Source organism: Heliobacterium mobile, from assembly GCF_009720735.1.
Taxonomy (GTDB): domain Bacteria; phylum Bacillota; class Desulfitobacteriia; order Heliobacteriales; family Heliobacteriaceae; genus Heliobacterium; species Heliobacterium mobile.
This window is the reverse complement of record NZ_WNKU01000027.1, coordinates 23,729-42,265: the sequence shown is the minus strand read 5'-3', so window position 1 is coordinate 42,265 and position 18,537 is coordinate 23,729. Positions and strand designations below refer to the sequence as shown.

Sequence of the window (18,537 nt, the reverse complement as noted above, 5' to 3'; positions counted from 1 at the left end):
AATGATTTGGAATGGGCGGTGGCTCTTCAACAACTTTGGTCGATTATTGATGATGTCGTTAAAAACTGCAACAAGAAGTTAGCCGCTTTGATTAAAAGTCAACTCCAGAAATGGATTGGCTCTTTACCCAACTATATCAAGGCTTACTTGCCTATTTCTGTGTGCGAAACTTGAGTTAATAAGAAACACATGGCCCTGTTAACGATTCTCTATGCCAAACTGATCCTCCCGAAAAAGGAAGGGCACGTCGAGGCGGAAAAAGATCTCTTTGTCACGGTCGAAGAACTCGGGCTCAACTATGGCGAAAAATTTCTGGAGCGTAGGCAACGAAACGCCATGGTCGTCATGAAATCACTGTTAAAAACACTGAAAAAGTTTTTTTATGTTACCCTTACGAACGATATCGTCCGACCCGGCCCGGCCTTGTACACCCTGCACGGCGACTTAGTGTCCTCCGTCTATCAATCGGTGCTCGTAGGGATGACGATGGGATATCCGGGAGCAATGGCTGAATCCGTCGATAAACCTACGGAAGAAAATGACGATCGAAAAGATCGTGTACATCGTGAAGAGGTGATCACAGTTAATGATTAAAGACTTTTCGACCGCCTATTGGGGATATTTGCCCACGACAAAACAACCCTATCCGGCAAATCCTCGGGTAAACGCATTTGTCGGTTCCAGCGGCCACGGAAAAACCACCATCTTTGATGGGATTCGGATGGTCTTAGGCGATACCACATTCGAGAGCAAACGGACAGTTGCCCATTATATCCACAAAAAAAGCAACTGGGCCATCGTTCGGGTCGCTTTTCACAACGAACCGGTCAATGGGGTTCGTCCTTTTGAGAGGCACGGATACCGCAGTGATGAGGTTACCGTATGCTGTCGCGTCTTCAAACACAGCGATGGTCGATTCCATAAAGAATACAGCGTATTCGACGGTGCGTTCTATGACATCAATGAGTTGGCCCGAAACCCGAAGGCATATAAAGAAGCCTTGATGACCCAGGACGACTACCGAGATATGCTGGAAGATTGTTTGGGCATCACTCCTGCATTTCGGAAGCTCATGGCCATGAATCCCGACTCCGTCAAAAACATGGTAGAACTGTCGCCAAGCACCTTGTTCCAGCGCATCTTTGAACTGAAAGGATTAAAAGACATCAAAGATCGCTGGCAAACCGCGCGGGAACGATACGAGCAACACCAAATCACGATTGAAAGCGAAGAAAAGGAACTCAAAGAAAAAGAGTTAATCGTAAAAGACCTCCAGCGAAAAGCCAAACTTTTTCATGAATATCAAGAAGAGCTTCTTGCCCTGGAGCAGGTCCGTAAAACCCATGGGATTATTCACTTCTGGGAACTCATGCAGGATATGGAGAGATTGCAGTTCGAGATATCTCAAGAAAGAGACAAGCTGAACCATACCATCGACAAAATCCACCGGATTCGCCTCGAAAAAAAACAATTCCAGGAGAGTCTAGACAACCTAAACGCCCAAATCAGCCAACTGAGAAAAACAGAGACAGAAACAAATGAGAAAATCCCATCCCTTTCCGAGAATATCGGCTCATTGAACGTGGATATCACCAATCTTTCCGCTACGGTGAATCGCTTATCCCAATTTCCTACGCAAAACCTCGACGAGTTGCATCGTCAATATGAAGAAGCGAAAGAGCATTACCACCATTGCAGTTATGATCATACCCAAGCGAAGGACACTCTGACCGAACTACACCAGCGCCTTCACACACTTCAAAGCAATCGTCCAGTCTATCCCAAGTATGTATCCCCTTTTGTCCGCACGCTCCAACAAGAAGGAATCGAACACCTGCTCCTTGCCGAAGCGATTCGCATCAAACCTGAGTTCAAAAAGTGGCAGCAAGCGGTAGAAGCTTATCTGGGCCAAGAGCGATTTCGAATTATCGTCTCCCCGAACCAATTCGTCGCCGCGAAAAAGCTGCAAGAAACACATCGGTATACGGCGAGGGTCAGTGAATACCGCAAAATGACGCCCTTCCTGCCTACGCACGATGTTCCCTATCCTTCCATACTCTCCGTCCTTGAGATATCCGAAAAAGAGAAAGTAGGGGGTTACCTTACCCGTCTTCACTCTGTATTTCTAGTAGACACGGTCGAACAAGGTCATGAACTCGCCAAAAAAGGAATCGTCAGCATCACCCAAAAAGGATTACAGCAAGACGGAGATGGGGCAATATTCCGTGATCCAAAAGGTCTTTGCTGTGGGACGCTGGCCATCCAGGCAGAGATCGAAAATACGCAGGCTTTACTTGCCGCTAAAACCGAAGAAGAGCGTGCTTTGAAATCCAAGTTCGATGAAGCTGAAACAAGAATAGAAGGCCTGGAAAAGGAAATTACCCTGCAGCAAGAGCTGCAAGAGCTTCCGGAGAAAGTCACCGAGCTGGAACATCTGCAACAACACTTTTCTTCTCTCAACAAAGAGCTTGCTTCATTACGGCTACAACAAAAACAGACCGCCGATAAACTACATCACCTCTATAACCTCCAATCTGATCACAATGGAAAACTGACGAGAACAAATCTCGAAGAAACAAGCACTAAAACCGATCAGAAACAGATTAACGACATCATCACCAGCAAAAGCAAATATCTCGTTGAAAAGGAAAGTTCACGGCAACAGCAAAAAGAAGCACTCTTACAGCTAGGTCTTACCGATAATGATATCGATTTCATTCCCCAAGATATCCACAGTCAGAAGTTTAAAGATACAAACGGGAATCTTCTAACATCTTCGGAACTATTCACAGAAAAAACCCATTTGGAGCAAAAAACGAGCTTTTTTGCAACGCAATACCCGGACATCAATGAGGCCACCTTGCAAAACCTCGAAGTAAGCGTCGATCGGGTGGAACGGTTGAAGCTGCACCTCAATGAATTAGAAGAAAAACGAGTTGAACTGCAAAAAAACGCCGATGACGCCTTACATGAACTCAAAGGTTTTATCAAATCGGAATTTAATGAATATACCCATGAGTTTTCCTCGTTTGCCGAACTACTTCAGGCCAAAGGTAAGGGTCGCATCATCGAAGTCGGTGAAAACCCAGACTTGTGGGAACTGCACATGTCTATCGGCTTCGACGGCAAAGAACCGGTCCCGATCGACTCTGGCGAACTATCTTCCGGACAGAAAGCATGCACGAGCCTGTTGTTACTTTTGGCTGCCGTAAACAATCGGAAGGAACACAAGAAGATCCCTATCATGTTTCTCGATGAACCAAAAGCCCGCGTTGACGACGATCGCGGCAACGAGGTCGGCCAACTCCTTCAAGCGACGGACATTCAGTACTTCATTACCCATCAACAAGGGGAGTCCCTCAAGACGGTCAATTGGATCGATCACGCGTATCATTGCAAAGTCTGCCATGCCGGGAAAGACTTTGCCGACCCGATGATTTTTCAGCGAAAACGGATGTAGCCGATGGACAACCATATTAAAGAAGATCTAGTCTACCGAGATGGCTATCGGTATCCCTTTCAGATGATTCGCAGCAGCCTCGTGTACCCTGGTGTGTTCAAAAGCATGGAAAAACCCCACGGGTTCCAGCACGAGATGAAATTCATTATCGATGAATTACTGAAGGGGAAAAAATATCACAATGCCCTATTCAAAAAGGGGTCCAAATCGTTTTCCGCACACCGCCTTCAAGAGGCTCTTGCATTGCTATTAGCGGAAGGGATCATCACCATTATCTATGAGAACAAGAAGCCCCAAAAAGGACGTCTCTGGATAGAGAAAATCATTGAACTCGATCTCAGAGCACAAGAAGAACTTACCGCAACCCACAAAGACTCTAGGAACCCCAAAAAAGATCTGGAAGCATTAGAAAGTGAGATTAAAAGCATCCTCCGAGGTATCAAGCATCCCTTTTCTTCAACACTACAAGACTTCGTCCATAATGAAAAGATAGCTGGCCCGACCGAAGATTTTTCTGTTACCCCAAAGGCATGGATTACATTTCGGTCAATCATCCTCGCATTGGCCTACCTTCTCTACAACTACGAAAAGAATGTCGATGAACCCCTTCGGATCATTTCCCAACGGGTATGGGGTAAAAGTAAAATTCTCGAACGTTTTAAGCATGAACTTACTAAGCTAGCCCATCAGTATATCGATAGCTCCATAAAACTAAACCTAACACCGGAACAAATCTACTTCCATGGTGATATCTCCTTTACCTTTCACGGACACCCCCTGTCAGGGCTCGCCGGATTCCCAGTCATCATCACGGAAGAAACAGCCAAAGGCCTAAAGCCTGTCGAAGCCAAAATATCGACTATCCTCGTCATCGAAAACCTAGCCCCATTCTTAAAGTTGCTGCAAAAAAGATATGTTGATTCACCGGACATTCTGCTTCTCTATAGTGAAGGCTACATGTCCACACTGAAAAAGCAGTTTCTCAATAAGGTCTTGGAGATGACCCAGGTACCTGTGCATGTGTGGTCCGACTTAGATGCCGAAGGACTCCAAATAGCGCTAGACATCATCCGTCATGTACAGAGACAGGGATGGGTGGCAAAGCCTGTACTCATGACCGCTAACGAGCTCGCCTTAAGTTCTGGTAAATATCAAGGATGCAATCGTCTTTTATTAGAAGATGACGAACTATCCCATTGGTTTGCAGACGTCATTGACTTCGTTAAGGACGGAAAGAACATGGAGCAGGAAGAGCTTCTACTTTACTATGAAGCTATCCGGGACCGATTGCCCTGATCCTCGACAACCTAAACCTCGACAAACAAAAAAGCCGTGGTTTTCAGCCACAGCACTTCCCAAAAATCTCTCAGACTTTGTCCATAAAGACGTAACCAACGTTTTTGATCCGGGCGGCTTACCGGGCAAAACTCAATTTGAATTCCATCATCAACGGCCCGTTCAAGCCAATTCTAGTTTTACGATGTTAATTAAAAGTATACTTAACCGATAAAACCAAGCCCTCGTGGTTTCAGGGTACAGAATATAATTATCGGCCTTACAAGTATTTCTTAACCAATTGTTCTACGTAATTTTCGATATCTGATAAGTTCTTTTTGAGGACGCCGTAGATGATTTCCGAATCAATTTTTGCGTAGTCGTGAACTAAGATGTTTCTAAATTTCGCCATACCTTGAAGTGATGATAGGGACTCTCTATTAATGACACCCTCCTCTGCTAAAACAACAAAAATATCTTTGTTGCTCATTGGCTCTCTGAATCTTTCATCCGCTATGATGTGACTCCCTATATCTAAACAGCATTCAATTGCCAAGTGCAGAGTCCTCTCCACATAGCGTTTTAATTTCTTGTCTGCTTGAAAAACCGGAAGAGAAAGGGCCTCATCATCACGAACTTCTTTTAGATCTTGCAGATATTCTACAAGAAGGCTTATTTTTTGAGACATCAATCGCTGATCAACCATAGCTCTATCACCTCTTAGCGACTATTCATAAAGAATCCTTTACAAATCCTTTTAATAAAGCTCTTTGGCGGCGTTCTAAGACGGGTTGTAAGTCAAAATATTCTCTTCTCGATTGCACCTCATATCTTACGCGGTAGGCATGATCTTTTTCTACGATTAGTTTTCCATACTTACGAACTTGATGTTGTAGAAAAAGGGGTGCCTCAAGTAAGTCTATTAAATCGACCCTTCGCTGGCAAATTTCCTCAAGCAAACCCATCAGCTCGAGACGAAGCTCAAACCGCTTCAATTTATTCAAACCAGGTACAAATAAAACGGCGATATCCAAGTCACTGTCCGCCCGATAGCGCCCTTTGGCGATAGAACCAAAAAGGTAAGCGGAACTCACTGTTTGTTCTTGATACAAAACATTTTTCACTTCTTCGATGACTTTTTCCATGCTCATGAATTTCACTTCCGTTAAAACTCACTTGTTTATACACTATCTTTTAAAAAGCCAGTTCAATATTTCTATATTTTACCATATATTTATGACTATTGCTACTAGGTAACCGTTCTTCTAAAACATAAGCGACTTGCAAGAGGGCTTCTTTTTTCAAAGTCTCCTTCTTGCAGGTCACAATTAAGTAAGAAAGCGCACCGGCCGATAAATAATCGGACGGATGTCCATGGGTCAATTCTCTTTCGGTAGAGGGAACTCAATCCCTTCGTCTTACGTTCGTCATTTCAATAGCCATCGTGTTTGCTTTTAGCCCCGCCGTCGCTTCCACAATTCGATCGAGGATATTTGACTTGGCTTCTGATTTTCGGATACGAATGTTCAATAGGCCAGCCAGTTTCTCTAAATCCGCTTTTTTCGAGAGATGTTTTGCATTCATGATGTAACGACGAGCTTCTTCACGTTTATCATAGGTAAGCAACAAGTTTGCCGATTGCTGAATTAATTCTTCATTTACCATTAGAGAATCTTTTTGAGTTGTCGATTTCGATTCCCCTTTGGTCTTCCTTCGTTGCGGTTTTTCTTTTGTTTTTTGACGATGCGAATCGGAACTATCCATAAAACCATTCTCTCGTTCCTCGATAGATCCCTCCACGGGATCATCAGATAGTATCGTTTCCTTTGGATTTGGTTCTCGCGGGCATTGATGATAACGGTTTGAGACGAATCGCCAACTCCCTTTTCCTTGGCTAAGTTGCTCATATTCTTCTGGGGAAATTTCCTGTAACGCAACCGCAAATGTCATCAATAGATTCGATAACTCATCCTTTCTGTGGGTCATTCACTTCATCTCCCGCTCTTCATTTGTTGAATTTTCGCCTCCACTTCGCTCGTCAATGCTTTTAATCGCATGTGGATCGAGGCATATCTATCCTTACTTGCCGGCGTAAGTACGACGGGGATACCCTTTTCTGGGGCTTCACTATAATCGGTTTTGTTTTCGGTGATGAGCGTTTCAAAAGTACCGATTTGCTGGCGTTTTACCCTATCGATATAATCCTGCAACGTTTGGTAGGGCTCGTTTTTTCACAAGCCTACCATCGTAAAAACAACCCCGAGCCAATAGGGACAAATGGGTTTGTATCCATAAGGCTCCATTTGCGCCTTTGAATTGTAATCTTCAATCAATTGATTCAAATGCTGCTTTAATTCGCTAATTCCCAAGGTAGATAGATAGTCCGGTTTCGCCGGAATGAGCAGTCCAAGTGAGACGGGATTAAGTCCAAGATTCCAGTCGCTTCTAATGCTCGCAATCGTTTATGGGCTCGTTCCGGTCGGGTGATAAAATCTTTCAAGTCCAGTTCCTCGTCCTTATCAATGAATGCATCATACCAACGTTTAATCGTTTGATGTTGATAAGAATGCTGCCATTGCTCTACCGTCAAAAAAGAAAAGGTCAAATTTGTCTGCGGATCTAAGTCAAGAACAAGTACTTTTTTGCCACGGTAAGCCATCTCAGCCGCAATATTGGCGGTCATGGTTGTCTTACCTACACCGCCTTTATAATTGATAACCGATATGATCATCTATTGGTTTCCCCCTTCACCAGGTGTGCCTGTCTAATTGTTATGAGATAAAGAAGCAACGCATAGCTTGTCCTGGCCTGGGAAAGAAAGGGAGATATTGTATTGGATTTGTACCGGCAGAATTAAAGTGAAAACAAGAATCCCCTATCACTTCGTTATGAGGCGACAGGGGATTCTTGTTGACCTTGGGATTAGGTCTTCTACTTGGTAAAAATCGAGCCATTAAAATGAAGCATTTCGAATGTGCTTTGGCCGCTTCCCTCAATTATATCTTCGCCGTTTTGATCCATAGGCAAGCTGGTTTTCCAGACGTAAAGATTCTGACTGAGTGAATCATAACGGTAGCCGCCGACGGTTAACCGGTTTTCGTGGGGCCACATAGCTACCCGCTCCATCAGCGTCCCTTGCCAGACCTTGTGAAGAACCCCCTTTTCAAAGTACACCAAATGGGCTGTAAATACATCAAGCCCTGTACCACCATCCCGTTGAACGACTTCATAGATTTTTTTCCGGCCTACTTCTATCGGTGTAAGGTCATTAAAGGATTCTACTTTCCAAGGCTCTTCAGCGACGAGCCGGTATTGGCCGTCCATTTGTCGGTCAAAAATAAAAAATTCACCGAGGTGAACGGCACCGTCAATTTTAGCGATGATTTCTTCATCGCCATCACCGTCGATATCGAATGTTTTAAAATAGAGGCCATCCCAAAAATATTCTTTCTGTGCTCCTTGTGCTTTGAGAAGTCCGATGACAACATCCCGCGTTATATCGGGATTTTTTATTTCAGACGAACCCTTATTTTCTAGGGAGTCATCAAGATAAGACAGACGTTGAGAAGTCTCTGGCGCATTTTGAAAATCCTCTATGCCCGCGGCTTCTGCCTGTGCAACCGGATCCACTGAGGCCGCTATGGGTACAGCAACAAATAAGGGCAGAGACAAGAACATCGTAAGCAGCAGTGTGCTTGTGTATTTGTTGAGTTTAAATGTAGGTATCATAATCGTTCCAATCCCTTCCGCCAGCATTGAAGCAGCCACAATTCCATAGTTACACTAATGATAAAGACAGGTCTACCCATTTCGATTGCCGACTATTTTATCTTCTAATAATAATTCTACTCTCCAAAAGGATGAACCTGTTATCGCTCTGAAGAAATTGTTTGAATCACCGCCAATGATCTTTCGACCTATCCCACCGCGTATTTAAGCGGAGAACAGGTAAAAATACACGAGTTGCCCCATCTATACTATAATCATACCAACAATTCAAGAACATAAATTCCAGGCAAGGAGCACATGCCTTCTTATGAGCTATCAGCCATCAAACCCGATCATCGTTCAAGGCGATTTCAGTCTGTTGCTCGAAGTGGACAACCCTCTTTTTGAAATCCGATTGGGCCGGTTTCACGGTACCGTCGGTCACCGGATTTTTATATTTCGCATCGAGAATCATTTGGATCGCTTTACCTTCCGACACTCGCCGCGCCATGCCAGTGCTTGACCACGGGAGGGATGGTAACCACGTCGCCGGGGTGCAATGCTATAACGGAGAGCAAATAAAGAAAAACTGGACCTTCTTGTCTGTACCGATACAAGAAGTGGTCCAGTTTGTTTGCCGGGAAATGTATGTCCACAATGCGACTTTATTCTCCTAAACGGGCCTTCTGGAAAGAGTACGGATTTTAACTTCATGCTCACCTATGATTGCAGTCATGGATCGCTGATCCTCTTGAAGATCGTCAATCTTACGACTGATGGTTTTCAGCATCCCCACGATATCGTCTTCTTGGCTACGCTCCATGCGATCCAAGCGACGATGTATTTCCTTTTGGCCTTCTTTTAGCTCCTTCAATTCTTGGAGCACAATGCGTTGAAACTCCTCATTGTTCACCCTTAAATCCCTCCCAGGGGGCTACTTTTCAAGTACATCCAGTATAGCACGTTTCTTTCCCAGTTTAGCACGTTTCTTTCGCCGTTACGACTGTGGCTGCACTGGATTTGACGCCTAACGTTACGCCTACGGTAGTTCGACAACGTTCGAAATAGTGAGAAAAACGAAGGCCGATCGACCAAAGCTCCACCTTGTCTTCCTTTTGCATATTTGTTGTCAAATTCCTTTTCGGGGCTAAATAAGCTCTAAGATCATCTCTATATCAACCTTGTCATCATTTTGCAGGTTATAAATATCGATCACTTTATTCTTATGGACCAAACCATACAGATGCGTGAGAGAAATTACGTAGTCAAGCAATAAAGTACCTGCTCATTCGCATGGAGGGTCGGCTCGAGATGCTGAGCAGCGCCATCAGCGAACTGGCCAAAAACGTGGAAATCCTGAAAGAACATGATCGACATCAATGATGTAGGTATCATTTTTGAAATTTCGTAAAATTACAAATATTAATTTCTTATGAAATCAATAGAAAGAATAGAGGATATTTTAACCTTTTGAGGAATTTATGCTAAGTTAATTGTATTGTTTTTGCAAGGAGGTACAAAAGTTGAGAAAGATAAAGCATAAAATCATGGCAGCGATTATGGTAACTACGTTTTTATTAACCCTATTTATTGGCGGTTCATCTGTTTGGAATGCTTATCAAAAATCTCAAGAAGATTTAATGAACCAAAAGAAACAACTATTTATCCAGTATGATAATCTGATTAAAAACCAAGTCGATCAGGCGTATGGACTCTTCGTCTACGCATATAACAAACAAATCAGCGGGGAATTATCCGAAGTTCAAGCAAAGAAACTCGCCTACGACACCATCAAATCCCTCCGTTACGGTGAAAAGAAAGACGGTTATTTTTGGATAGATGCCCTTGATTACACCTTAATTGCTCACCCTATGTTAACCAAACAAGAAGGATCGAATCGGAAAGACAGTAAAGACCCTAAGGGCGTCTTTGTGATCCAGGAAGTTATCAAAGCTGCCCAGGGTAAAAATAATGGTTTTTCAGAATATCTCTGGGAGAAACCTGAAGATGTGGGTACCGGCAAACTTACCCCAAAACGGGCTTACTCTAAGCTCTTTACCGAATGGGGTTGGGTGATTAGTACTGGTAACTATGTCGATGATATTGATTTGATCGTTGACCAAGCGAAGCAAGAATCATGGGATGCGACTAAAAGGCAAATCACTGTTCTGATGTTCTTTTCTTGCATCTCCCTGTTGATTTCAGGTGCTGTCGGTCTGTTTTTGAGTCGTAAAATCACCGATTCCCTCAGCATCATGATGGAAAGTATCGAGCGGGACGATCTCGGAAAAATCACGATTCGAAAAGCGAACGTACAAAGTCAGGATGAAATTGGCGATCTAGCTGCGGCGGTAAATGATATGACTGGACAAGTTCACTATTTTGTTCAACAGGTGATCGATTCTTCCGCACAGATTACAGGAAACGTTAAAGAAGTAAACCTGTCTTGCGAACAGCTAAACCGTAGTTCCTTTACGACATCGACCATCACACAACAAATTAACGCGGCGATGGAAGAATCGGCTGCCGCTACACAAGAGATTAACTCGACGATTGAAGAGATTTATGACCGCACCCAAAAGATGAATCAAAGAGCATCTCACGGGGTTGAGATCACTCAACACATAGAACAAAGGGCAGCAATTCTTAAGGATGAAGCCCATGCTTCGAACGAACAGGCAAAAGAGGTCTTCTTCAACATCAAATCCCAATTAACATCTGCAATGAAAGAATCTCAACAAGTTGAGAAAATAAACGATTTAGCCAATACGATTCTTCGAATTACTGAACAAACAAACCTTTTAGCTTTAAACGCGGCGATTGAAGCAGCACGAGCAGGCGAAGTGGGCCAAGGCTTTGCTGTCGTTGCGGGAGAGATCCGTAAACTTGCCGAAGAATCCGCGAAGACAGTAACAAATATCCAACAGATTGTAAATGTAGCTCTTTCCTCCGTAACGAATCTAGCCGAAACATCGGGGAAAGCGATCGAATTTATGGATCATGAAATTATAAGCAGTTATGGAAAACTCCTTACCATCGGTGACCAATATGACGCTGATGCGAAACATTTAGAAGCATTTATGCAAGAGTTTCAGTCGACTTGCGAACAGATCACCCAGACGATGACCCATATTACGCGAGCGATGAATCAAATCACTGTGAGCACCGGGGAAAGCGCCGACGGGATATCCCAAGTGGCAACTCAGACCTCAGACATATTGAACAACGTAAATACAATAAGAAAAATGTCTAACGATACCATCACTTATTTGGATAGCCTGAATGATCTAGTGACTGGCTTCAAATTCTAATCGCACTCGAAAACATCCTGACCTCAAACTTGTGGCCCTATGCTGCCCAGATCGATGAAAAAAGCCGTCTCCTGCTTGCATTTAGCAGGAGACGGCTTTTCTGCATCGTTTGAAAATCCCTGTACTTGTCCAACTAATTTTTCAACAGCTGCTCCAGTAAATTTCGATAGTGATCGTATGACTCGCCCGGTGCCAGTTTCACCAGGGAGATCTGGTGTTCCCATCGCCTGTAAAAACAACCTTTGTTCCCGGTTCAAGTTGGGGAATGAATAGGGGATCCCCGAAATTCGATTTGTTTGAAAAGACCCAACCCGTTTCGGGGCGAAACCCGATCTCTTGAAGTGCGTCCACCGTTTTCACAAAGCACCAATACTCATATAAGAGTTGGGTGCTCTTCCATTGATATGCCGCAGCCATCTTAATACTATCTGTTTCATCCACTGATTTTCAACTATATACATTGAAGTCAATACGGCTGTAAGGTGCCAGGACATAGGTCGGGCTCGCATCGTCTACGTTCTTTCTTTTACCCTGTTCAGAGTTTAGCCAGCGTATCGTTCGTTAGTCCCATCTTCGCGCTTTATGCAAGGCTCTTCGTTTGCCTTTTGGCTGGCACGTCGTGCCTCAATCAGCTCTTGTTCAAGTTTTTTTCTCGATTTTTCTGCAAAATTTATATTTTTTTGATGTTGTACAATTAATTGCAAGTATTCCCTCCGTGCGATGTCCCATCTAAATCCCTCCCACGTTGATTTTGATATCATTTTTCAAGATTCATCACCTAGTTTCGCCGCGGCGAAGAGTGCACCTGCAAAAGTAGAGTTCTTACACACACTTTCAAAAGGTACGTATAAAGCTAAGAACGGTTGCATGTATATAAAAAATAAAGACTACATCGCATAATTCGAGGTAGTCTTTTCTAAGTAGACTTATTAAGCGCTTAACATTTTTCATTCTACTGTTAAGCAGCAGCACTCATGATCTCGTAGCCACACCAGATCGGCATCAGTGAGTTCCATGAGTGGGGTTTTTTGGCTCACGTTAGTTACGAATTCGTCACCGAAAAGGATCGACCAAAGCTCAACCTTATTCTCTTTTTGCAAATTTGTCTTCAAATACATCTTTAGCTGATTGATGCACTTGGAATCTAATCTTCCTTCCATCCAGTAGATGTATTCCTTGGTTATATAACGCTCCAATCCGGTAGGTGGATTCTTGCAGATTGAAATCTTTAACCCGCCAATGTCGGATTCACTCGCTGCATATAACACTTCCGAATCGTCATCAAGTTTATCCAGAGGTAGTGGTGATTTCGGCATCGGGATTATTTTCTCTTGGATCATCCTCTTTAAATCCCTCACCTTCAGTTTCGTAAAACCACTTTGATCGACTTCCGGCAAGGGTTTGTCTGAAGCGATGAATCTAAATAAGCTCAAATCTTTTCTCCTTTTTCTAAACACCGTAGTGTTTAAGCACTGCATTCAGCACAACACGATGATTCTGCAGAAGCTCTGCCGGTGTCCAGCGGTCATAAGTCCGCAATACCCGCAGGGAGTTGGGACAGGTATCAATACACTTGTCAAAATAACGCTTCTTCTTATCCAGGTAATCCATTCGCCCCTGCGAGGTGTTTTTCCGCCGCGTGATGAGCACCAAATTGCCCAGCCTATTCACCCACTCTTCGCGTTCACTCGGGGTAAAGTCTTTCACCCATTGACTCGCTCCGTCGGGATTCTGCGGCAGCACATGTTCAACAGACAGGGTCTCAAAATGCATGCGCTGGTCATGATTCTGATAGAGATAATCGAGTTTCAACAAGATATACTTGGCGAATCGCCGTCCATATACAGGACCGTCGAGCACCCGGACAAAGGCGTCACGATCAATGTCAAAGCAACCGGAATTGAACACGTCTTGTTCAGAAGCGGCATCATCGATGACCTTCAGAACACGGTTCATCGCTTCGATCCGATCAGTTGGCGCATATTGACCGATCCAATCGGCTGAGAACTTGTTATCTAATTTTTGTAAAAAGACCAGCAAGTTACTGTAGCCAAACTTGTTATAATAACGCAGCAATGGCGGCATCCAATCTGTCGCCGGCAAGCCGGTCTGCATTACCTTCACGAGGTTGTCAAAGGCGAAGCTCTGTCCCGTTTCGTCATAGTTCTGTCCGCCCAAAAGCGTCCGGTAGTGCGACAGATACCGTTCGATCAGTTCAAATGTTTCGCGACCTTTGCGAAGCAGCACCGGCTTTCTCTGTCCTGTCGCCTTATCCCTTTCTTTCGGGTCATAGATTTTATCCTCATATTCTTGAAGCAGGTTCAGACGGGCTTTCTCTTTCACCAAAACGGTGCGAACGTGATTCAAAAAGCGATCAAAATCCTCACCCAGTTCCCCTTCCGCCTCTTCCCACAGGCGGGCATACTTGGCTTTCTCGGCCGATGTGGTTAAGGCCCCCAGGTTCAGGCTCTTCAGGATATCGCTGTTGCGAAGCGGAATGCCGCGATCATTGAGAATGGTGAACAACCGGAAAGCGTCATCGAGATCTTCCGTGGAAACATAGATCAAGAGCACCCTGTTCAACAGAAATTGCAGCAATTCTTCCGGCTTGTGGGCCGGGTTTTCCTGAAAAAACTTGCGCAAGCGCAGGACCGCTTTGGCCATATTCTGCGCCGACAGATCTTCATCTTTCTCGCCGCACTTCGTCAAGTCAGCCTCTTTTGCTGTACCGCCTGTGGTCTTAATGTAGTTCTCAATGAAGGCTTGCGCCGAATCCCGTATGGCATAGACCAAACGTGTCCGCTCAGGGATATTCTTGTACTTGCTCGATTTCTGGTAGATACACTTCTGGCAATCATCCTTGGCATCGGGATCATCGGCCAGGTCGCGGATGACGGCAAAAAGCAGCAGCAACGTTGTCATCCGCTGCTGTCCATCCAACAAGTCATTCTCATCAAATGCTTGTCCCATCGCCGGGTTGGCCGCTTTGGCCTGGAAGACAAAGGAGCCCAGAAAGTACTCCGAATCGGGCTTTTCCATCATGGCATAGGTGAGATCATCGAGGAGTTCGACCACTTCATCGGCTCCCCACACATAGGGGCGTTGGTACTCAGGGATGCGAAACCACATATGAGAAAAAATATCTTTGATCAGGATTTTTTCGCTTTTGATTTCTCCTTTTCCGGACATGGTACGGTTCTCCTTTCTTCTACTTGAATAACTCCCTTCTACGATGCGTCGAATATTCCTGCCACAAGGCGCCTTCACCAGAGGGGAACTCACGCTAAGAATCTTAAGTAACCTTGAGAAGAAGGGACTTGTAACTCTAATCGCTTCTTCAAAAAATGATCCTAACCAATACTTTCAAATCGCTGAGCAAAGTCTATAGTGACGAGTCGGATATGATTGTGGTTCTCTTGAATCTGAATTCGCTTCTCTTCAAGCTATATTAGGTTCTCTGTGGCTGTTCAAAGTTCTCTTCAATTGTTCGAGTTCTCCTCAGATGTTCAATGTTCTCTCCGGACCACCCAAGATTCTCTCCCAGACAATAGATTCATGTCTCCATCGCCACCGTGGAAAAAGAAAAAGCTATCGCCATATGGGGGATGCCTTGCTTAGTTTAACTGCAGCAAAAGGCCCTGTGAGACCTCCTTCTTTCTCACAGGGCCTTTTCTTGTTCTCGTTGATGATCTTATAGCGGTAGACTTCATTCCGGCGAGTACAAATTGCCACAACACTTTTTATATTTCTTGCCACTGCCGCAAGGACATGGATCGTTTCTGCCGATTTTGTTGAATTTCCCGCTCTTAGGAAGAGGCCGTAAATTAGGCCTTTCCATCATGTTAAATATCTCGCTCGGCGTATGTCCATTGTTTTCCCAAATCCTTGTGTTGTTTGCCAAAGCCATGACTCGTTGCAGCACTTCATTTACTTGGTCTTCATTCTTAAAGATCACATCTTCACGATTAAACACGTCAAAAATGAGTTCCATTGAAAAACAATTTTCACATATGCCTTGGACTTCTTCACACAGTTTTTCTGCTTTAGCCTCATCACCCTCAAAGATGTTTAGGGTTAGATAACTTCGTAAAGCCTCATACTCTTTCGTAACTTCAAAGTATGATTCTTCTTTGTATTTTAAAAGCTCTTCTTGCTTCGGAATATAGAAGGGCTTACCCTTACGCTGCCGTAATTTCTCTTCAAACTCGCGAAGCATCATAATCGCTTCAGCTACAAAATAATTATCATGAATCAAGTTTAGTGGTTCAAAATCTACTGCGTTTTAACTTTATTTCTAATGCCTTCTTCATCTATAGGGTATGCCTGTACAACTCCTTTTACCGAGTACCTTATCACTTAACCTCAAAAAAAGAAGAACCAGCTCGATTTATCGAACGTGTGTTCTTGAGATTTCAGGAGATATTGGGAGGTATTGGAACGTATGTGCTAATCATTAGGCCTAATCCGCCCTCAGAGGGTTTGTCCAATTTCCATTCCTCTGGTACATTAAAACCGTAGCCGGCGCAAACAAATGTTCGGAAAGGAGGTCAGAAAAAATGGCTATCAACAAATCCGCTGTCACCGCCAGCCTGCGCTTATCGGTCCAAACGGGCACGAACAGCAAAGGTGAGCCGCTGGTGCAAAACCGGGATTACAAAGGCTTGAAGCCCGGTGCCACCGACGTAAATGTCTTTACCACCGCTCAAGCCCTGGCAAGCCTGATGAGTATCCCTGTCAGCCGCATCTCCCGGATCGACCAAAACGCCTTAGTGGAAGCCTAAAGCCCGGTGAAACTGGGACAACCCCTTTCATAACCGTAACTCAACGCACATAAAACTCGACCGGGCGGAATTCAGCATCCCCCGCCCGGCCTCTCAAGGAGGTGACAATTCGATGGCAACGAAAGAAACCCTTGAACTGGTCTTTACCAACCAACTGGGCCGTGACGTAGTACTGCGGGTCCGCGACCCTAAAGCGGGCCTCACAACGGACGAAGTAACTACCGTCATGGACACCATCATCGCTAACAACGTTTTCACGACCTCTGGTGGAGACCTGATCGGCAAAAAAGACGTCCGCATGGTCTCCTCCAACGTGACCGACCTGTACAACCCGTAAGAATAGACCCGGGGATAGGGCAGAGAAAGAACCATCCCCATAAAAAGGGACCGGGAACTGAAAGATAGACATCGTTCCCGGTCCTCTCTGATCTTCAGCTTAAATCTCTTTCATTTCAAATGACATCAAGGAGGTGCAAAAAACGTGGACGGTCTCCTACAGTCCGTGGCCAATGTGGGGTTTCCCGTGGCAATCGCCTCATACCTGCTCATTCGCATGGAGGGAAGGCTCGAAACGCTGAGCAGTGCCATCAGCGAACTGGCTAAGAACGTGGAAATCCTAAAAGAACAGGTGTAACAAGTCGTAAGCTCCTGCGAAAGATTAGCAGGGGCTTTTCTTTTGTAGTGGTTAACTGTTTTTGAGCACCTTTCTAAGTTAAACGGAATGGACGCCAACGGATATTCTTTATCAAAAACTAGGCTGGTTAACTAACTGGTTTTCGTACTTCATTCGGTGTCTACAATAATCGTAGCTGTTTCACATAATTGAAGACGGATAGAATTTCAGCACTGATCAGTTCCATATCGCATACGGTGGTTTTCCCCGGAGCGAAATAGTCGGAAGCAGCCCGCGGCGCCATTGCTCGAACAAGTTACAGTTCACTCCCGCCACTGAGGAAGCTCTGGGGACTTTGAACCAAATCTCTTCCTCTTTGCGATGCACGCCGGTAGGCAGGTTCCAGAGATTCCTCCAGCGGTTTCTGTCCACGCCAGAGAGGAAAGGGCCCCAGTTGCTTGATTAAGGGTGCCGTTTGGCTCGACCTCGGCAGTTCTCCCCAAAAATTTTCAGGCAAAGCTTGCCCTCCCCAGAAGGCTTTCGGATCTGCCGGGAGACCCTCTCTCGGAAATTGCTCCTTGAAGACCCATTCCTTCCGTTGTTCTGTTATCGGAGCGTCGGAATCGCAATGGGTCCCCTTTTGCCGAGGGCTTTTGCTTCCTTGGGTATGTTTTCGTTTGCTCGAAGTGCCTTCTGCCTCAAGGGGGCTCGATTCACCCGCAATGGCTTGGTCGGGACTCATCGCAGCCCTATTCTTTTTCTCGGAACTGGCATCTCCGAGGTTCAACAGTGGCGCCAGCTCAGCCCAGGACTTCCCACGCAGCCGGAAGAGCAAAAACGGATCCCGATCCAGCTCCTCTCCAAGCAGGTAGTAGACTGCGGCAACATGTTTACAAGGATTAGCCCAATCGGGACAGGAACAGTCTGTCTTCAGGTCATCCGTTCGATAAGGAAAAAGGGATAGTTTCTTTTCCTGGAAAACCTGATCGATATCCGCCGGCATCTGACCGGAAAGCAGTTTGGCCGCATAGACTACCTTTTCTGACAGGATTTGTACGGTCTGTTTCCACTCCGTCGCAGTAAAGGCCCGCATTTGGATGCGCACTTTATAGGGCGTTGTGCGGGAACCTTGTACTTTCGCATGGATCGTCCCGTTGTCAATGTCGATAGAGAGCACTTGTCCCTTTCGCGCATAAGTTCGACCGCGGCTCAGCCGTCCACTGTCCATCAACCGTTCTAAGGACTGGATCCACTGGCGAGTCCACCAGTTCTTGCCAATGGCACCGCGCTGGGATTGTGCTTTGATGCCTCCGGTCACCGCTTTTGGCTTCGATGGACGATAATAAAAATCATCCCAACGGCCCATGATATCACCTCGCTTTTACCTTA

At 45.1% G+C, this 18,537-nt stretch carries 21 protein-coding genes; 8 read left to right on the top strand and 13 right to left on the bottom strand.

The genetic code is table 11. The features are described 5' to 3' along the window. The first annotated feature begins 189 nt into the window (after positions 1–189). From GJ688_RS16440 to GJ688_RS16430, 3 genes are read left to right on the top strand one after another with little or no spacing between them, the layout of a single operon-like run. Positions 190–594 carry a hypothetical protein gene (locus GJ688_RS16440; RefSeq protein ID WP_155477622.1) on the top strand — a complete coding sequence of 135 codons (405 nt, stop codon included), beginning with the start codon at positions 190–192 and terminating at the stop codon, positions 592–594. After that, positions 587–3,460 carry an AAA family ATPase gene (locus GJ688_RS16435; RefSeq protein WP_155477621.1) on the top strand — a complete coding sequence of 958 codons (2,874 nt, stop codon included), beginning with the start codon at positions 587–589 and terminating at the stop codon, positions 3,458–3,460. The genes GJ688_RS16440 and GJ688_RS16435 overlap by 8 nt, the downstream gene beginning before the upstream one ends. A gap of 3 nt (positions 3,461–3,463) precedes the next feature. Beyond that, positions 3,464–4,756 carry a Wadjet anti-phage system protein JetD domain-containing protein gene (locus GJ688_RS16430; RefSeq protein ID WP_155477620.1) on the top strand — a complete coding sequence of 431 codons (1,293 nt, stop codon included), beginning with the start codon at positions 3,464–3,466 and terminating at the stop codon, positions 4,754–4,756. Positions 4,757–5,015: 259 nt separating this feature from the next. Here the strand turns inward: GJ688_RS16430 and hepT are convergent, their stop codons facing one another. The 6 genes from hepT to GJ688_RS16400 all read right to left on the bottom strand — a co-directional run bounded on the left by hepT (position 5,016) and on the right by GJ688_RS16400 (position 8,464). Beyond that, the gene (gene hepT / locus GJ688_RS16425; protein WP_155477619.1) at positions 5,016–5,441 is read right to left on the bottom strand and encodes a type VII toxin-antitoxin system HepT family RNase toxin; all 426 of its coding nucleotides are present in this window, start codon (positions 5,439–5,441) and stop codon (positions 5,016–5,018) included. Positions 5,442–5,466: 25 nt separating this feature from the next. Then, positions 5,467–5,886, bottom strand: coding sequence for a type VII toxin-antitoxin system MntA family adenylyltransferase antitoxin (gene mntA, locus GJ688_RS16420; RefSeq protein WP_155477618.1), 420 nt, complete (start codon positions 5,884–5,886; stop codon positions 5,467–5,469). A 253-nt stretch (positions 5,887–6,139) separates the two neighbouring features. Next, entirely contained in the window at positions 6,140–6,721 is a 582-nt protein-coding gene (locus GJ688_RS16415) for a hypothetical protein (RefSeq protein ID WP_155477617.1), read from the bottom strand. Positions 6,722–6,726: 5 nt separating this feature from the next. Beyond that, entirely contained in the window at positions 6,727–6,945 is a 219-nt protein-coding gene (locus GJ688_RS16410) for a hypothetical protein (RefSeq protein WP_155477616.1), read from the bottom strand. Between the two features lie 140 nt (positions 6,946–7,085). Next, on the bottom strand, positions 7,086–7,466 hold the full coding sequence (locus GJ688_RS16405; RefSeq protein ID WP_155477615.1) for a ParA family protein: 381 nt from the start codon (positions 7,464–7,466) through the stop codon (positions 7,086–7,088). A 200-nt stretch (positions 7,467–7,666) separates the two neighbouring features. Next, positions 7,667–8,464 carry a hypothetical protein gene (locus GJ688_RS16400; protein ID WP_170292089.1) on the bottom strand — a complete coding sequence of 266 codons (798 nt, stop codon included), beginning with the start codon at positions 8,462–8,464 and terminating at the stop codon, positions 7,667–7,669. Positions 8,465–8,771: 307 nt separating this feature from the next. Here GJ688_RS16400 and GJ688_RS16395 point away from each other — a divergent pair, with 307 nt between their 5' ends. Beyond that, the gene (locus tag GJ688_RS16395; protein WP_155477613.1) at positions 8,772–8,966 is read left to right on the top strand and encodes a hypothetical protein; all 195 of its coding nucleotides are present in this window, start codon (positions 8,772–8,774) and stop codon (positions 8,964–8,966) included. A gap of 150 nt (positions 8,967–9,116) precedes the next feature. Here the strand turns inward: GJ688_RS16395 and GJ688_RS16390 are convergent, their stop codons facing one another. Further along, positions 9,117–9,356, bottom strand: coding sequence for a hypothetical protein (locus GJ688_RS16390; protein ID WP_155477612.1), 240 nt, complete (start codon positions 9,354–9,356; stop codon positions 9,117–9,119). Between the two features lie 64 nt (positions 9,357–9,420). Further along, positions 9,421–9,564, bottom strand: coding sequence for a hypothetical protein (locus GJ688_RS16385; RefSeq protein ID WP_155477611.1), 144 nt, complete (start codon positions 9,562–9,564; stop codon positions 9,421–9,423). A gap of 402 nt (positions 9,565–9,966) precedes the next feature. Between GJ688_RS16385 and GJ688_RS16380 the strand changes: the two genes are divergently transcribed. Then, complete coding sequence (locus GJ688_RS16380; protein ID WP_155477610.1) at positions 9,967–11,754, top strand: methyl-accepting chemotaxis protein; 1,788 nt, start codon at positions 9,967–9,969, stop codon at positions 11,752–11,754. Between the two features lie 542 nt (positions 11,755–12,296). Here GJ688_RS16380 and GJ688_RS16370 read toward each other — a convergent pair. The 4 genes from GJ688_RS16370 to GJ688_RS16355 form a co-directional block, all read right to left on the bottom strand. Continuing rightward, complete coding sequence (locus GJ688_RS16370) at positions 12,297–12,458, bottom strand: hypothetical protein (RefSeq protein WP_155477608.1); 162 nt, start codon at positions 12,456–12,458, stop codon at positions 12,297–12,299. A 243-nt stretch (positions 12,459–12,701) separates the two neighbouring features. Beyond that, entirely contained in the window at positions 12,702–13,187 is a 486-nt protein-coding gene (locus GJ688_RS16365; RefSeq protein WP_155477607.1) for a hypothetical protein, read from the bottom strand. A 16-nt stretch (positions 13,188–13,203) separates the two neighbouring features. Continuing rightward, positions 13,204–14,943, bottom strand: coding sequence for a DUF262 domain-containing protein (locus tag GJ688_RS16360; RefSeq protein ID WP_155477606.1), 1,740 nt, complete (start codon positions 14,941–14,943; stop codon positions 13,204–13,206). A 517-nt stretch (positions 14,944–15,460) separates the two neighbouring features. Then, on the bottom strand, positions 15,461–16,009 hold the full coding sequence (locus GJ688_RS16355) for an SEC-C metal-binding domain-containing protein (RefSeq protein ID WP_207708831.1): 549 nt from the start codon (positions 16,007–16,009) through the stop codon (positions 15,461–15,463). A 301-nt stretch (positions 16,010–16,310) separates the two neighbouring features. Here GJ688_RS16355 and GJ688_RS16350 point away from each other — a divergent pair, with 301 nt between their 5' ends. The 3 genes from GJ688_RS16350 to GJ688_RS16340 all read left to right on the top strand — a co-directional run bounded on the left by GJ688_RS16350 (position 16,311) and on the right by GJ688_RS16340 (position 17,169). Further along, on the top strand, positions 16,311–16,535 hold the full coding sequence (locus tag GJ688_RS16350) for a DUF1659 domain-containing protein (protein ID WP_155477605.1): 225 nt from the start codon (positions 16,311–16,313) through the stop codon (positions 16,533–16,535). A 112-nt stretch (positions 16,536–16,647) separates the two neighbouring features. Beyond that, positions 16,648–16,872: a DUF2922 domain-containing protein gene (locus GJ688_RS16345; RefSeq protein WP_155475465.1), complete on the top strand. Its 225-nt coding sequence runs from the start codon at positions 16,648–16,650 to the stop codon at positions 16,870–16,872. Positions 16,873–17,016: 144 nt separating this feature from the next. Beyond that, positions 17,017–17,169: a YvrJ family protein gene (locus GJ688_RS16340; RefSeq protein ID WP_170291680.1), complete on the top strand. Its 153-nt coding sequence runs from the start codon at positions 17,017–17,019 to the stop codon at positions 17,167–17,169. Between the two features lie 295 nt (positions 17,170–17,464). On the opposite strand, the gene GJ688_RS16335 is transcribed toward GJ688_RS16340, so the two are convergent. Next, positions 17,465–18,514 (bottom strand): SWIM zinc finger family protein, encoded by a 1,050-nt coding sequence (locus GJ688_RS16335; RefSeq protein WP_155477604.1) that lies wholly within the window; start codon positions 18,512–18,514, stop codon positions 17,465–17,467. Between the last annotated feature and the right edge of the window lie 23 nt (positions 18,515–18,537).